The sequence below is a fragment of the Mycobacterium bohemicum DSM 44277 genome (assembly GCF_001053185.1).
Taxonomy (GTDB): domain Bacteria; phylum Actinomycetota; class Actinomycetes; order Mycobacteriales; family Mycobacteriaceae; genus Mycobacterium; species Mycobacterium bohemicum.
In genome coordinates, this window is the sequence record NZ_CSTD01000001.1 from 756,460 (window position 1) to 771,564 (window position 15,105).

General features: G+C 69.7%; 12 protein-coding genes, 2 pseudogenes and 1 riboswitch. Of the genes and pseudogenes, 4 read left to right on the forward strand and 10 right to left on the reverse strand.

Annotated features, from left to right (window positions below; translation table 11 throughout):
- Positions 1–132 precede the first annotated feature (132 nt).
- Positions 133–1,518 carry an NAD(P)/FAD-dependent oxidoreductase gene (locus tag BN971_RS03755; RefSeq protein ID WP_085182410.1) on the forward strand — a complete coding sequence of 462 codons (1,386 nt, stop codon included), beginning with the start codon at positions 133–135 and terminating at the stop codon, positions 1,516–1,518.
- Here the strand turns inward: BN971_RS03755 and BN971_RS03760 are convergent.
- The 10 genes from BN971_RS03760 to BN971_RS03805 form a co-directional block, all read right to left on the reverse strand.
- Entirely contained in the window at positions 1,515–2,162 is a 648-nt protein-coding gene (locus tag BN971_RS03760; protein WP_085182409.1) for an urease accessory protein UreD, read from the reverse strand. The two genes, BN971_RS03755 and BN971_RS03760, sit on opposite strands and share 4 nt — an antisense overlap.
- Entirely contained in the window at positions 2,152–2,835 is a 684-nt protein-coding gene (ureG, locus tag BN971_RS03765; RefSeq protein WP_085182408.1) for an urease accessory protein UreG, read from the reverse strand. The genes BN971_RS03760 and ureG overlap by 11 nt, the downstream gene beginning before the upstream one ends.
- Positions 2,836–2,845: 10 nt before the next feature.
- Positions 2,846–3,487, reverse strand: coding sequence for an urease accessory protein UreF (locus tag BN971_RS03770; protein WP_085182407.1), 642 nt, complete (start codon positions 3,485–3,487; stop codon positions 2,846–2,848).
- Entirely contained in the window at positions 3,487–5,220 is a 1,734-nt protein-coding gene (locus BN971_RS03775) for an urease subunit alpha (protein WP_085182406.1), read from the reverse strand. The genes BN971_RS03770 and BN971_RS03775 overlap by 1 nt, the downstream gene beginning before the upstream one ends.
- Positions 5,217–5,531 (reverse strand): urease subunit beta, encoded by a 315-nt coding sequence (locus BN971_RS03780; protein ID WP_085182405.1) that lies wholly within the window; start codon positions 5,529–5,531, stop codon positions 5,217–5,219. The genes BN971_RS03775 and BN971_RS03780 overlap by 4 nt, the downstream gene beginning before the upstream one ends.
- Positions 5,528–5,830: an urease subunit gamma gene (locus tag BN971_RS03785; RefSeq protein ID WP_085182404.1), complete on the reverse strand. Its 303-nt coding sequence runs from the start codon at positions 5,828–5,830 to the stop codon at positions 5,528–5,530. The genes BN971_RS03780 and BN971_RS03785 overlap by 4 nt, the downstream gene beginning before the upstream one ends.
- Before the next feature lie 39 nt (positions 5,831–5,869).
- On the reverse strand, positions 5,870–7,468 hold the full coding sequence (locus BN971_RS03790) for an APC family permease (protein ID WP_245836985.1): 1,599 nt from the start codon (positions 7,466–7,468) through the stop codon (positions 5,870–5,872).
- 73 nt (positions 7,469–7,541) lie between these two features.
- Positions 7,542–8,636, reverse strand: a complete 1,095-nt coding sequence (locus tag BN971_RS26240) for a PPE family protein (RefSeq protein WP_090350000.1) — start codon at positions 8,634–8,636, stop codon at positions 7,542–7,544.
- A 554-nt stretch (positions 8,637–9,190) separates the two neighbouring features.
- Positions 9,191–10,354 carry an agmatinase family protein gene (locus tag BN971_RS03800; RefSeq protein WP_085182403.1) on the reverse strand — a complete coding sequence of 388 codons (1,164 nt, stop codon included), beginning with the start codon at positions 10,352–10,354 and terminating at the stop codon, positions 9,191–9,193.
- Between the two features lie 108 nt (positions 10,355–10,462).
- Positions 10,463–10,527: riboswitch (guanidine-III (ykkC-III) riboswitch) on the reverse strand.
- Between the two features lie 445 nt (positions 10,528–10,972).
- Positions 10,973–11,380 (reverse strand): PaaI family thioesterase, encoded by a 408-nt coding sequence (locus tag BN971_RS03805; protein ID WP_085182402.1) that lies wholly within the window; start codon positions 11,378–11,380, stop codon positions 10,973–10,975.
- Positions 11,381–11,650: 270 nt separating this feature from the next.
- Here BN971_RS03805 and BN971_RS03810 point away from each other — a divergent pair.
- The 3 genes and pseudogenes from BN971_RS03810 to BN971_RS24905 form a co-directional block, all read left to right on the forward strand.
- Positions 11,651–11,998: pseudogene (locus BN971_RS03810) on the forward strand (BlaI/MecI/CopY family transcriptional regulator); the annotation flags it as partial.
- Between the two features lie 188 nt (positions 11,999–12,186).
- Positions 12,187–13,653 carry an NADP-dependent phosphogluconate dehydrogenase gene (gndA, locus tag BN971_RS03815; RefSeq protein ID WP_085182399.1) on the forward strand — a complete coding sequence of 489 codons (1,467 nt, stop codon included), beginning with the start codon at positions 12,187–12,189 and terminating at the stop codon, positions 13,651–13,653.
- Positions 13,654–13,694: 41 nt separating this feature from the next.
- Positions 13,695–15,097: pseudogene (locus tag BN971_RS24905) on the forward strand (GuaB1 family IMP dehydrogenase-related protein).
- Positions 15,098–15,105: the final 8 nt, after the last annotated feature.

Here is a 15,105-nt window from a genome sequence, read left to right on the forward strand (position 1 = left end):
ACCGCCGCGTAACACGGCCTGACCAGGCTTGATGACGAGGTGTAACTGATCACACAGGCTTGCGAATTGGGTTTCGGGGTACCCGACTGACTACCGTATTAGTCGTAGGTGACCCGTCAGGAGCAGCCCAGCATGAGCCCCCAGCCACACATGACATCCGGACCGGAGCGCCGCCACCGCGTCGTCATCATCGGTTCGGGCTTCGGCGGGCTCAATGCGGCGAAGAAGCTCAAGCACGCCGATGTCGACATCAAGCTGATCGCCCGCACCACCCACCACCTGTTCCAGCCGCTGCTCTACCAGGTGGCGACGGGAATCGTGTCCGAGGGCGACATCGCCCCGCCCACCCGGGTCATCTTGCGCCGGCAGCGCAACGTGCAGGTGCTGCTCGGTGACGTCACGCACATCGATCTCGCGGGGCAATACGTCGTGTCCGACCTGCTCGGCCACACCTACGAAACCCCTTACGACACACTGATAGTCGCCGCCGGCGCCGGGCAGTCCTATTTCGGCAACGACCAATTCGCCGAGTTCGCGCCCGGCATGAAGTCGATCGACGACGCCCTGGAGGTGCGGGGCCGCATCCTGAGCGCATTCGAACAGGCCGAGCGGTCGCGGGATCCGGAGCGGCGGGCAAAGCTGCTGACGTTCACCGTCATCGGTGCCGGCCCGACCGGCGTCGAAATGGCCGGCCAGATAGCGGAATTGGCCGCGCACACCCTCAAGGGCTCGTTCCGGCACATCGACTCCACCCGGGCGAGGGTGATCCTGCTGGACGCCGCCCCCGCGGTGCTGCCGCCGTTCGGGGAGAAGCTGGGTCAGCGGGCGGCCGCACGGCTGGAGAAGATGGGCGTGGAAATCCAGCTCGGTGCGATGGTGACCGACGTCGACCGCAACGGCATCACGGTCAAGGACTCCGACGGCACCGTCCGGCGGATCGAGTCGGCCTGCAAGGTGTGGTCCGCCGGGGTGGCGGCCAGCGGCCTGGGGGCCGACCTGGCCGAGCAGTCGGCCGTCGAGCTCGACCGCTCGGGACGGGTCAAGGTCCTGCCCGACCTGTCCCTTCCCGGCCACCCGAACGTGTTCGTGATCGGCGACATGGCCGCCGTCGAGGGCGTACCCGGGGTGGCGCAGGGCGCCATCCAGGGCGCCAAGTACGTCACCCACTTGCTCAAGGCGGAACTGGGCGGCGCGAACCCGGCCGAGCGGGAGCCGTTCCAGTACTTCGACAAGGGCTCGATGGCGACGGTCTCGCGGTTCTCCGCGGTGGCCAAGGTCGGTCCGGTCGAGTTCAGCGGGCTGATCGCGTGGTTCGCGTGGCTGGTGCTGCACCTGCTCTACCTGGTCGGCTTCAAGACGAAGGTCAGCACACTGCTGTCCTGGATCGTGACGTTCCTGAGCACCCGGCGCGGCCAGCTGACCATCACCGAGCAGCAGGCGTTCGCCCGCACCCGCCTGGAACAACTGGCGGTGGCCGCGGCCGAGGCGAAGCGTCCGGCGGCCAGGCGGGCCAGCTAGGCCTTCAGGCGGTCCGCCTGCCACGTGCTCAGCGTCCCGCCGCCGGCCAGCGCCAGCACCGTCCACCCGTCATCGTCGGCGACGGCCGCAGTTGTTGCGGGATAACGGAATTCGTTGATCGCCGCGCGGGGCGCCGCTATGCTGTCGTCGGCCAGCGACCCGGCGCCCAACTCCACCCGATGCCGCAGGAGCGGGCGATCGTCGTAGTCGGCGCGCAGCGACCCGGACCAGAACCCGTCGCGCTCACGGCATCGGCCGATTTGCACGCGCTCGCGGAAGCGGACGGCGCCGGCGCCGTGCAGCGCCACCGCGACCGTCGACAGGTGCCGGGCGCTCGCGGCGACGATGGTCGGCTCGAGGTCGACGTCCAGGTTCCCGGCGATCTGAATCTCCCAGTGTGCCAACGATGTCGAGCTATCGGCCCCGGGTAGGGCGACGGCGGCCGCGGCGCTGCGCAGCGCCAGCGTCGCGCCGGGCTCGACGACCACGCGGATCGTGATGGTGTCCCCCCCAAGCGGGGTGGCGGCGGCCGACACCAGGTGCACGGTGCCGGGAGCGGTGCACCGCGCCTGAACTCCGCCGCCGCGGCACTCGATGCGCGGCAGCCGGTTCGCGCACGCGACCAGGACGACCTCAGAACGCAACGGCGTCCTCGCGCGCGGCGGCGACCTGGGAGCGGACCCACGCCAGCACCTCGCCGGCGGCCGGATCGCGGGTCAGCGACTGCAAGACGGTGGGCCGGCCGTCGCGCACCGCCGCGGCGTCGCGGGCCATCACCTCGAGGTCGGCGCCGACCAGCGGCGCCAGGTCGGTCTTGTTGACCACCAACAGGTCCGAGTAGGTCACGCCCGGTCCGCCCTTGCGCGGCACCTTGTCCCCACCGGCGACGTCGATGACGAAGATCTGCACATCCACCAGGCCCGCGGAGAAGGTGGCGGTCAGGTTGTCGCCGCCGGATTCGACGAGGATGAGGTCGAGCCCGTCGTGGGCGGCGACCAGGTCTTCGATCGCGTCCAGGTTGGCCGTGATGTCGTCGCGGATCGCGGTGTGCGGGCACCCCCCGGTCTGCACGGCCGCGATTCGCTCGTCCGGGAGCACCGCGTGCCGGCGCAGGAAGTCGGCGTCCTCGGTCGTGTAGATGTCGTTGGTCAGCACCGCGAGCGACAGCTCGTCACGCAGTTGACGGCACAGGGCGGCGACCAGTGCGGTCTTGCCCGACCCGACCGGGCCGCCGACCCCGATCCGCAGCGGCTCCCCGGGCCGGCGGACGCGGCGGGGCCGATCGTGATGCGCATGAGCGTGCGAATGGGTTGACATTGCTGACCTTTCAGGAGGCGAACAGGGGTCGCTCGCGTTCGGCGTGGCGTTGCGCCAGCGTGTCGAGCCAGGGGTCGGACAGGTCGGCCAGGCCGGCGTTCGCTTGCGCGGCGGTGGTCTCACACAGCCCGGACAATCCGATGGTGACGGCGGCGACGGCGCCCGGGTCCAGCGCCAGCAGGCGCTGGGCGGCGGTCGCCGAGCCCGTCATGGTGGTGTAGACGAGGTGCAGGGCGCCGTGCTCCGGCGTCAGGCCGCTCGTCGCGCCGACGCGCCCGGCCGCCACCGCCAGATGCGGGCGCGGGCCCAGCTCGTCCCAGTTTCCGTCCGGCCACACCGTGCGCGCCAGCCGTGCCAGCCCGCGTCCCTGGCTGCGGGACGCGTGGCGCGCCGCGGGCGCCGGGGTCCGGGCGTCGGTTTCGCGGTCGGCGTCGTCGACGGCCAGATCGCCCCGGTGCACCGCGGCCGCCACGGACGCCGTGACGAGGCCGTGGGTGCGAATCCGCCTGACCAGGAACGCCTTCAGCGTGGCCAGGTCGGTGACCATGCCGCAGGTGACGGCCTCTTCCACCCCGCCGGAGTGCACGTGGCCGCCCGTGGGCAGGCGGGAGTCGGCCAGCGCGAGCAGTGTGGCCAGGGACGGCTGGACCATCAGAAGAGGAAATATCGTTGCGCCATGGGAAGTTCCGTTGCCGGTTGCTCAGGCCAGACCTCACCGTCGATGCGCACGGTGAAGGTGTCGGGGTCGATCTCGATGGACGGCATCGCGTCGTTGAGCGGCAGGTCCGTCTTGGCGACCGCGCGCACATTCCCGACGGGCACCAATCTCCGGTTCACGGCGAGATTGTCGGCCAGGCCGGCATCGATGGCGTGCGGCGCCACGAAGTGCACCGACGTGGCCGAGGACGCCGCCGGTGCCGCACCGAACATCGGGCGCGGCAGCACCGGTTGCGGAGTGGGGATCGAGGCGTTGGCGTCGCCCATCGCCGCCCACGCGATCATGCCGCCCTTGAGCACCAGGTGCGGCCGCACCCCGAAGAACGCGGGCTCCCACAACACCAGGTCGGCAAGCTTGCCCACCTCCACCGACCCGATCTCGTGATCGAGTCCGTGCGTGATCGCCGGGCAGATGGTGTATTTCGCGACGTAGCGCCGTGCGCGATTGTTGTCCGCCCCGTGCGGACCCGAGCCATCGCCGGGCAGCGCGCCGCGGCGGCGCTTCATCACGTGCGCGGTCTGCCAGGTACGGATGACCACCTCGCCCACGCGGCCCATCGCCTGAGAGTCGCTGCCGATCATCGAGATCGCGCCCATGTCGTGCAGCAGGTCCTCGGCGGCCATCGTCGACGGCCTGATGCGGCTCTCGGCGAACGCCAGATCTTCGGGCACCGCGGGATTGAGGTGATGGCACACCATCAGCATGTCGAGGTGCTCGTCGAGCGTGTTCACCGTGTGCGGGCGCGTGGGGTTGGTGGAACTGGGCAACACGTTCGGCTCGGCCGCGACCCGCATGATGTCCGGCGCGTGCCCGCCCCCGGCGCCCTCGGTGTGATACGTGTGGATGCAGCGGCCGGCGATCGCCCCGAGCGTGTCCTCGACGAAGCCCATCTCGTTGAGGGTGTCGGTGTGCAGCGCCACCTGCACCCCCGCGGCGTCGGCCACGCTCAGGCAGGTGTCGATCGCGGCCGGGGTCGATCCCCAGTCCTCGTGCAGCTTGAATCCCGAAGCGCCGCCGCGCAATTGCTCCCACAGCCCCTCGGGGTTGACGGTGTTGCCCTTGCCGAGCAGCGCAAAGTTCACCGGCCACGAGTCCAGGGCCTCCAGCATCCGGGCCAGGTGCCAGGCGCCGGGGGTGACGGTGGTGGCCTTGCTGCCCTCCGCCGGCCCGGTTCCGCCGCCGATGAACGTGGTGATCCCGGACCCGAGCGCCTCGGGCAGGAGCTGCGGGCAGATCAGGTGCACGTGGCAGTCGATCGCGCCGGCGGTGAGGATTCGCCCGTTGCCGGCGATGATCTCGGTCGACGGCCCGACCACCAGGTCCTCGTGCACGCCGGTCATGATGTCGGGGTTGCCCGCCTTCCCGATGGCGACGATCCGGCCGTCGCGAATGCCGATGTCGGCCTTGACGATTCCCCAATAGTCGACGATCACGGCGCCGGTGATCACCGTGTCGGGCGCTCCTTCGGCCCGGCTCGCGCGTCCCTGCCCCATCGACTCGCGCAGCACCTTGCCGCCGCCGAACACCGCCTCGTCGCCGGCCAGACCCGGTCCCCCGCTGCGGTCTTCGGTGATCTGCACCAGCAGGTCGGTGTCGGCCAGCCGGATCCGGTCGCCGGTGGTCGGGCCGAACAGGTCGGCGTATCGCTGCCTGGACAGCCGCGTCATGAGACGTCCAGCTTTCCCGGCGGGTCCAGCGTGAGGCCGTACACCTCGCGGCGCCCGCGCAGCGGGACCAGGCGGACGGACTGCGGAATGCCCGGCTCGAAGCGGACGGCCGTGGCCGCCGCGATGTCCAGCCGGTGACCGTGGGCGGCCGCGCGGTCGAACGAGAGCGCGGCGTTGGCCTGCGGAAGGTGGACGTGACTGCCGACCTGTACCGGACGGTCGCCGGTGTTGACGATCTGCATCTCGAGCCGTTGCGCGCCCGCGTTGATCTCGATTTCGCCGCTGCCGTAAAGGATCTCGCCGGGAATCATGCGATCGGGTGGTGGACGGTGACCAGTTTCGTGCCGTCGGGGAACGTCGCCTCCACGTGAACCTCGTCGATCATCTCGGGTACCCCCTCCATCACGTCGTCGGGACCGAGCACGTCACAACCGCTGGCCATCAACTCCGCGACGCTGCGACCGTCCCGCGCGCCTTCCAGGATGTGGTCGGTGATGAGCGCGACGGCCTCGGGATAGTTGAGCCGCAACCCGCGGGCCCGACGCCGGCGGGCCAGCTCCGCGGCGTAGGACAACAGCAGTCGCTCTTGCTCGTGCGGGGTGAGAAGCATGGCCTCCTATCCTGCCACTTTGGTGGCGGGCACCTCGGGTCAGATCGGCTCGGGCACGGCGTCGGCGTGGGGGGCATCGCTTTTCGTGTGGGCGCGGGTGATCGCCATGTAGAGCAGGCCGAAGCCGATGATGAGCCCCGCCATCAGCAGGACGACCCAGTTGTCGTACCAGGGGGCATCCGGCGTCCGCGGCCAGCTGATGTTGACGATGGCGGCGACGCCGTAGGCCAGGGCGGCCACGTTGACGACCATCCCCCAACGGCCCAACTGGTACTTGCCGGACGGCTTCCAGCCCTTGAGCCGGGCGCGCAGGGCGGCCAGCACCACCATCTGGAAGCCGAGGTAGACGCCGACGGTGCCGAAGCTCACCAGTTTGTTCAGCGGGTGTTCCGAGACGATCGTTCCGATGATCAGCACCCCGGGCACGACGACCGCGGCCAGCAGCGCGTAGGGCGGCACGTGGCGCTTGTGGTCGAACCGCGCCAGCAGCCTCGAGCCGAGGATCATGCCGTCACGGCCGTAGGAGAAGATCAGCCGGCTGGCCGCCGCCTGCAGGCTCAGCGCACAGGACACGAACGAGATCAGCACGATGCCGAGCACGACCCTGGACCCGACATCCCCGAACGCCGAAGTCAGCACCGTCGAGATCGGGTTGGTGTCGTCGCCGCGGATCACCGCGCCGAAGTCGGTGACCGACAGGATCAGGCTCAGGCACACGAATGTCGAGGCGGCACCGCCGATGTAGATGGTGCGGCGCATCGCCTTCGGAATCTGGATGCCCGGGTTGCGCACCTCCTCGGCCACGTCACCGCACGCCTCGAAGCCGAAGAACTGATAGAGGCCGATCAGGCTGGCGGCGAGGAAGGCGTACAGGAAGCTGTGACTGCCCTGGGCGCCGAAGCTGTGGAACAGCACCCCCAGCCCGTGGGCGCGGTGGGAGACCAGCAGCCAGACGCCGACCACCAGCGCCCCGATCAGTTCGGCGGTGAAGCCGAAGATCGCGAAGTAACCCAGGATCTTCGTGCCGGTCAGGTTGATCAGCGTGGCCACCGCCAAAACGGCCAGCGCGCAATAGATCTTGGCATAGGCGGTCGGCCGGAACCCGGCCATGGCGGCCAGGTAGGGGCCCGCGCCGAAGGCCGCGTCGGCGATGAGCGCCAACAGGCAGAACATGTAGACCCAGCCGGTCATCCACGCCCATTTGCGGCCCCACAACCGGCGCGCCCAGGGATAGACGCCGCCGGCCACCGGGAACTGCGCGACCACTTCGCTGAAGACCAGCGCGACGAGCATCTGGCCCGCGCCGACGATCAGCAGGCTCCAGATCATCGGCGGGCCTGCGGTGGCCAACGCGAACGCGAACACCGTGTAGATGCCGACCACCGGTGACAGGTAGGTGAAGCCCAGCGAGAAGTTGGCCCACGGGCTCATGTCCCGGCGGAACTCGGAGGAGAAACCGAGCGCCTTGAGCTGGGCGAGATCCTCGTCGTCGCCCGTCGCGTCGGCCGCGGGCCCGGTGCCGACACCCGCGCGCGGGTCACCGTCTCCCGCGCGGTCGCGCGCTTGCCCGGACGTCACGTCGACGGCCGGGTCGCCCTCCAGGTCCTTCTGCGTTCCGGCGAATTTGGTGAAAAACAATTGACCGACCCCAATCTCGAAATCAGTTGAAGCACCGCGGATTTGGCCCGCGGCAGTGACAAGTGACAAGTCGCTACTTCTCCGTGGCCTCCTTGATCAGGGTGGCCGCGGTGCGCTTGAGGACGTCACGCTGCCTGGTGACGTCGGCGACCGCTTTGCGCAATTGGTTGAGCTCGTCGCGCTCGCTGATCACGCCCCCGTCTGCCGGGCCGTTCGCGGCGGGTCTGACCCACGGGGCCGCGGGGTCGTCGTGCATGCCCGCCTCCCCGGGCAGCGCGGCGACCACCCGCTGCCGCGAGCCGGCCCGAAGGCGGCTTGCGTCGCTCGCCGCGGCCGCCGCGGCCTGCGGCAGGGCGAGGCCGTAGAGACCGCCCAGCAGGGGCGTGATGCCGGAAGCGGTGAACAGGGGTCCACTGATGACCAGCGCCCAGTTGCCGCCGTCGGTGGTGAAGGTGTTCAGGGCCTGGCCCGTGGTGGTGCCGAGGACGTCCTCCACGAAGGAGATCGGGTTGAACGATCCCCCGGACCCGAGACTCTGCAGCGCGCCGGGGACCAGGTTCATCGCCTGCGTCAGCCCGGACTGCGCGCTCGGTTCGGCCGCGGCCTCGTTGACGGCGGCGGCCTGGGCGGCCGTACCGGCCTGGTTGGTCGTCTGCGGCGGTGGGGTGAACGGTGACAGCTTCGTCGCGGCCGCCGACGCGCCGGCGTAGCCGTACATCGCGGCGGCGTCCTGGGCCCACATCTCGGCGTACTGCGCCTCGGTGGCCATGATGGCCGGGGTGTTCTGGCCCAGGATGTTCGTGGCCACCAGTGCGGCCAACAGGGCCCGGTTCACTTCGATCACGGGCGGCGGCACGGTGGCGATGAACGCCGCCTCGTACGCGGCGACCGCCGACTTGAGCTGGCCGGCGGTCTGTTCGGCCTGCGTGGCGGCGGCGGTCAGCCAGGACATGTAGGGCGTCACGGCGGCGAGCATCGTGGTCGACGACGGCCCCACCCACGGCCCGCCGGTGAGCTCGGACATCGCCGAGTGGTACGACGCCGCGGCGAAGTTGAGCTCGGCCGCCAGGCCGTCCCAGGCCGCGGCGGCGGCGACCATCGGCCCTGACCCCGGTCCCGCATACATGCGTCCGGAGTTGATCTCCGGCGGCAATGCCGCAAAATCCAGCGTCACAAACTCCCCCTGCTTACACGTGTGGCCCTGCCGACGGCCGCGCCGGGCGGACGCGGAGTCTGGACGTCCATACCGGCGCCCGGACGTTGCGCCGCCGGACCGTTTCTATGTTCCACGGTCGGGCTGTAACTGCACTGGCTAACTCCTGCGAATTTGCTGAAAATTCGCTGATGCGTCATGTGGCTAAGCAGCTTCGGACCGGCAATGCTCCCCGTTCCGTCGGTCGTCAACATGGCGGCACCGCTCGGTTACTCCTTTGATCTGCGCCGTCAACACCGCCCGGCCGCGACGCCTGCGCGGACCATCCGAGGGCCAAAGTGCCTCTTCGACAGCCACTTCCGCGAATATCGCCGCGGCGATCGTGCCGGTGGACGCTGGGGGCCAATGATGGCGGCGCCAGCGCCGGCCACGGCCGCCGCAGTGCGGCGTGACCAGCGCGGGCCAACCGGCATTGCCTCAACTGGCTAATTTGTACTGTGTCCATTAAAAATAGCCAGAATAAAGCAGGGCAATCCCACAACCTCGTCCGCGAGGCCCGATCGGCACGGTCAGTCGGTGTATGGACCCCATGCGTGCCGCTTGAGGCTGGCCGGTTTCTTGCCGAGCTTCCCGGCCCGCACCATGACGGCCAGGCTGTCGAGGATCACCCGGCTGCTCAACAGCGCGGTCTGCTCCGCCCAGTCGTAGGGCGGCGAGCACTCCACCACCTCGATGCCGTTGAGCCCCGGCTCGGAGATGAGGCGGATGAGGTTGAGGGCCTCGCGGGGCAGCAGACCCCCCGGCTCGGGCCAGCCGGTGCCGGGCACGAAGCCCGCGTCGATCACGTCGATGTCGAACGACAGGTACACCGCCTTGGCGTCCTTCCAGGCCGTCTCGAGCGCGATCTCGGCGATCTTCTCGATCCCGACCCGCTCGACGTCACCGACCGTGATGACCGTGCTCCCGCGCTGGCGGCCCACCTGGACGCCCGCGCGCGGCGCCTGCCAGCCACCGATCCCGATCTGCACCAGGTTCGTGGCCGGGGCGTTCTTGATGTTGGTGGCGTGGAACCAGGGCGTGGTGTGCATCCGCTCGTCGAGGTCGGTTTCCTGGGTGTCGACGTGGCGGTCGAAGTGGATGATGCCGACGTTGCCGTCCAGGTGCGGGGCCAGGCCCCGCACCGTCGGGAATCCGATCGAGTGGTCGCCGCCGAGCACCACCGGGAAGACGCCCTGGGACACCACGTGCGACATGGCCTGGCTGATCTGGTCGAACGACTTCTCGATGTTGGCGGGAATGGTGACGACGTCGCCGATGTCGACGATGTTCAGCTGCTCGCGGAGGTCGACCCCGAGTTCGTAGCAGTACGTGCCGAACAGGTTGGTCGAGCGCCGGATCCCCATCGGGCCGAATCGGGTCCCCGGTCGGTAGGTGGTGCCCGCGTCGAGCGGAGCGCCGAACACGGCCACCTCGGCGTCGGACACGTCGTTGACGTCCTCCAGGAACGGGGCCTTGAGGAACGTCCCGCGCTCACCGGCGAAGTGCGGCAACTCGCCGCGGGAGAAGGTCGACAGAGTGCGGTCGTTGATCGTCGGCGCGGCTTCCAGCCCGTGGGCGAGGCACCGGTCGATCTCTTCGCGGTGCCGGCGGGTGGGCAGCTCTGCCTCCACCTGCTGCGCCCAGGCGCCCTCCCGGTTGGGAATGTCGGCCTGCCCGGCGAACGGATTGAACATCAATTCTCCTCTCGTCGCGAATGATCACGGCGGAGGATGCCCTGGCGACCGGAGTCTAAGCGGAGGGCGGATCAGAAATTCTCGGTGACCGGCGCGCCACGCATCCCGCGGTCGCCGTCTTGTCGCTTTCCGGGTACGGCGAACTCGTCCGGGCGGCCCCTGCGGCGCGCCTTCCTTCAAATTACCGGCTTCGTCCGCGACCGCAAGCTCGCCGGCGGTCGTGTCGACTACAGCCACCGATCCGGGGGCACCGCCGGCGTGGCCCGCGAACCAGCGGCTGCGCGGCCGGCGGCCCGTGACCCGCTGGTCACCCTGAAAAGCGCTGAAAAGCGCTGAAAAGCGCTGAAAACCATCGTCTTTCAGCGGATCGCCGGCGCGCGCGAGGTCTGTTCCGGCGATCAGGCCGTGACGTAACCACGGGGCTGAGCCGGGGCGCTGTCGGCCGCTCGGCGCCGGCCGGCACCGTTGGGGTCATCGGGAGTGTGCACCGCACCAATCATATTGGCGCGCAGTCGATTTGGACGATCGAGGTCCGTGTCGTCAAGTCCCCCTGCGCAACCGCTGATCGGCCGCTGAGAGCTTGCTGGGAATATTGGGTGACGCGGACGCCGGGCCCGGCTAGGCCTCGAGGTTCTGCAGCCGCACCTGACCGCGGGCCACCACCTTGTCGCCGTCGTCGGCGATCGTGACGAGCCACAGCTGCTGGCGCCGGCCGCGGTGAAGGGGTTCGGATCTGCCGTACACGGTGCCCGAGCTGATGGATCGCAGGAAGTCGGTGTTGTTGTTGACCCCCACCACATTGCCGCCGCCGCGGGTGGCCAGCCAGGTGTAGGCGGACACGCTGGCCATGCTCTCGATCATCGAGCAGTAGACGCCGCCGTGCACCAGGCCCATCGGCTGCAACAGCTTCGGCGTCACCTCGAGCTGGGCCCGCGCGCCGTCGGGGCCGAGCTCGGTGTACCGCAGCCCCAGCTCGCTGTCGAACGGGGCGGTGAAATCCGAGGGGGCGGCGTCCGGCGCGGTCACGCTCCTTGTCTACACCATCGGCCATCCCGAAACGGGCGAGCCCCGCGCCGATGGCACGGGGCTCGCCGATCGAGTAGACCGGGGGTCGCTGCAGCCCTCAGGACTCGCCGCGGTCGTTGTCGCTCGACCACGCTAGGATAGGCAAGGCTGCCCTAAATTTGCAAGGGCTTTCCGGACCGGAAACTTGGGGGGCTGCGCGTTCGTTGTCCGGTACGACCGTCGGTAGTAAGCGGTAGTACGCTTGATCCGAGCCTCCAGGAGATGGGAACTATGGCCAAGCTCACCCGGTTGGGAGATCTGGAACGCGCCGTCATGGACCACCTGTGGTCCACGCCGGAACCGCAGACGGTTCGTCAGGTCCACGAGGGCTTGTCTGCTCAACGCGACCTCGCCTACACCACCGTGATGACCGTGCTGCAGCGCCTGGCGAAGAAGAATCTCGTCTCCCAGATCCGCGACGACCGGGCCCACCGGTACGCCCCCGTGCACGGCCGCGACGAGCTGGTGGCCGGCCTGATGGTCGACGCGCTGGCCCAGGCCGAGGATCCCGGCGGCAGGCAGGCGGCGCTGGTGCACTTCGTCGAGCGCGTCGGCGCCGACGAGGCTCGCGGCCGCCGCGTACCTGATGGCGGCCGGCGTCTTCGTCATACCCACGATCGCCGTCGTGGTGCCGTGGCTGACGGAGCTGCGGCGGCTGTTCGGCCTCTGACGCGTCGCGAGGGCGGATCACCGCGGGCGGACTCGTCTTCGCTGTGCCACAGTGTGTCGGTCGGCTAGTTCAGCGTGCTCCCACCGAAAGGCAAGACATGAGTTCGGATTCCAAGCAGGGTTCCACCACCGGCACCGCGCAGATCGGCGTCACCGGCCTGGCCGTCATGGGTTCGAACATCGCGCGCAACTTCGCCCGCCACGGCTACACGGTCGCGCTGCACAACCGCTCGGTGGCCAAGACCGACGCGCTGCTGGAAGAGCACGGGGGCGAGGGCAACTTCGTGCGATCGGAGACCATCGCGGAGTTCCTCGACGCGCTCGAGAAGCCGCGGCGGGTGCTGATCATGGTCAAGGCGGGCGATCCCACCGACGCGGTCATCAACGAGCTCGCCGACGCGATGGAGGAAGGCGACATCATCATCGACGGCGGCAACGCGCTCTACACCGACACCATCCGTCGCGAGAAGGCCATGCGCGAGCGCGGCCTGCACTTCGTCGGCGCCGGCATCTCCGGTGGTGAGGAGGGCGCGCTCAACGGCCCGTCGATCATGCCCGGCGGACCCGCGGAGTCCTACACGTCGCTCGGCCCGCTGCTCGAGGAGATCTCGGCCCACGTCGACGGCGTGCCGTGCTGCACGCACATCGGCCCCGACGGCGCCGGCCACTTCGTCAAGATGGTGCACAACGGTATCGAGTACTCCGACATGCAGCTGATCGGTGAGGCCTACCAGCTGCTGCGCGACGGGCTGGGCAAGACCGCCGGTGAGATCGCCGGTGTCTTCGACGAGTGGAACAAGGGCGACCTGGACAGCTTCCTGGTCGAGATCACCGCCAAGGTGCTGCGCCAGACCGACGCCAAGACCGGCAAGCCGCTGGTCGACGTCATCCTCGACGAGGCCGAACAGAAGGGCACCGGCCGCTGGACGGTGAAGTCGGCGCTGGACCTCGGCGTGCCGGTCACCGGCATCGCCGAGGCGGTGTTCGCCCGCGCGCTGTCGGGTTCGGTGGCCCAGCGCAAGGCCACCACCGGGCTGGCGTCGGGAGAGCTCGGCGAAAAGCCAAGCGACGCAGTGCAATTCACCGAGGACGTGCGCCAGGCCCTGTACGCTTCGAAGATCATCGCCTACGCGCAGGGGTTCAACCAGATCCAGGCCGGCAGCGCCGAGTACGACTGGGGCATCACCCCCGGCGACCTGGCGACCATCTGGCGCGGCGGCTGCATCATCCGGGCCAAGTTCCTCAACCGCATCAAGGAGGCGTTCGACTCCGATGCGGACCTGCCGACGCTGATCGTCGCGCCCTATTTCCGCAGCGCCATCGAGGCCGCCGTCGACGGCTGGCGCCGCGTCGTGGTCACCGCGACGCAACTGGGCATCCCGATCCCCGGCTTCGCCTCGGCGTTGTCCTATTACGACGCGCTGCGCACCGAGCGGCTCCCCGCCGCGCTCACCCAGGGACTGCGGGACTTCTTCGGCGCGCACACCTACGGCCGCATCGGCGACGACCCGGACAAGCGCTTCCACACGCTGTGGAGCGGGGACCGCAGCGAAGTGCCCGCCTAGAAGCACCGGCCGGATCGCACGAAGGGGGTACAGCGGTAACGATGAAGTTCCTGGACGGCCACTCACCGGCGCACGACCTGACCTACAACGACGTGTTCATCATGCCCAACCGGTCGGACGTCGCGTCGCGCTTCGACGTCGACCTGTCCACCACCGACGGCTCGGGCACCACGATCCCCGTCGTGGTCGCCAACATGACCGCGGTGGCCGGGCGGCGGATGGCCGAGACGGTGGCCCGGCGCGGGGGCATCGTGATCCTGCCGCAGGACCTGCCGATCACCGCGGTGCAGCAGACGGTGGAGTTCGTCAAGAGCCGCGACCTGGTGCTCGACACCCCGGTGGTGCTGGCGCCCGACGACTCGGTGTCCGACGCGATCGCGCTGATCCACAAGCGGGCCCACGGCGTCGCCGTCGTCGCCTTCGAGGGACGCCCGATCGGCCTGGTGCGCGAGGCGTCGTGCCTGGGCGTGGACCGCTTCACGCGGGTGCGCGACGTCGCGGTGACGGATTTCGTGACCGCCCCGTCCGGTGCCGAGCCGCGCAAGATCTTCGACCTGCTCGAGCACGCGGGGGTCGCGGTGGTGACCCATCACGACGGCACCCTGGCCGGGGTGCTGACGCGCACCGGCGCGATCCGCGCCGGCCTGTACACGCCGGCCACCGACCCGTCGGCATCAACGGCGACGTGGGCGCCAGGGCGCGGTCGTTGGTCGAGGCCGGCGCCGACGTGCTGGTGATCGACACGGCCCACGGGCACCAGGTCAAGACGCTGGAGGCGATCAGGGTGGTCGCCTCCCTGGACCTGGGCGTCCCGCTGGCGGCGGGCAACGTGGTGACGGCCGACGGCACCCGTGACCTGCTGGAGGCCGGCGCGAGCATCGTCAAGGTCGGCGTGGGCCCCGGCGCGATGTGCACCACCCGGATGATGACCGGCGTCGGGCGCCCGCAGTTCTCCGCAGTGCTCGAATGTGCTTCGGCCGCAAGGGAACTCGGTGGCCATGTGTGGGCCGACGGCGGCATCCGGCACCCCCGCGACGTGGCGCTGGCGCTGGCGGCCGGGGCGTCGAACGTGATGATCGGGTCCTGGTTCGCCGGCACCTACGAATCGCCCGGCGACCTCCTGCGCGACCGTGACAACCGGCCGTACAAGGAGAGCTACGGCATGGCGTCCAAGCGGGCCGTCGTCGCCCGCACCGGCGCCGACACCGCCTTCGACCGCGCCCGCAAGGCGCTGTTCGAGGAGGGCATCTCGACGTCGCGGATGGACCTGGATCCCGACCGCGGCGGCGTCGAGGACCTGATCGACCACATCACCGCCGGCGTGCGCAGCACGTGCACCTACGTCGGCGCCTCCACGCTGGCCGAGCTGCACGAGCGCGCGGTCGTCGGCGTGCAGTCCGGCGCGGGCTTCGCCGAGGGGCATCCGCTGCCCCTGGGCTGGTGAAACGCTGA

What these genes read in the sequence shown, in the direction of transcription:
- BN971_RS03755 (WP_085182410.1), top strand. Translation starts at nt 133, where the DNA reads ATGAGCCCCCAGCCACACATGACATCCGGACCGGAGCGCCGCCACCGC.
- ureG (WP_085182408.1), bottom strand. Translation starts at nt 2,835, where the DNA reads ATGTCAACCCATTCGCACGCTCATGCGCATCACGATCGGCCCCGCCGC.
- BN971_RS03770 (WP_085182407.1), bottom strand. Translation starts at nt 3,487, where the DNA reads ATGGTCCAGCCGTCCCTGGCCACACTGCTCGCGCTGGCCGACTCCCGC.
- BN971_RS03775 (WP_085182406.1), bottom strand. Translation starts at nt 5,220, where the DNA reads ATGACGCGGCTGTCCAGGCAGCGATACGCCGACCTGTTCGGCCCGACC.
- BN971_RS03780 (WP_085182405.1), bottom strand. Translation starts at nt 5,531, where the DNA reads ATGATTCCCGGCGAGATCCTTTACGGCAGCGGCGAAATCGAGATCAAC.
- BN971_RS03785 (WP_085182404.1), bottom strand. Translation starts at nt 5,830, where the DNA reads ATGCTTCTCACCCCGCACGAGCAAGAGCGACTGCTGTTGTCCTACGCC.
- BN971_RS03800 (WP_085182403.1), bottom strand. Translation starts at nt 10,354, where the DNA reads ATGTTCAATCCGTTCGCCGGGCAGGCCGACATTCCCAACCGGGAGGGC.
- gndA (WP_085182399.1), top strand. Translation starts at nt 12,187, where the DNA reads ATGAGTTCGGATTCCAAGCAGGGTTCCACCACCGGCACCGCGCAGATC.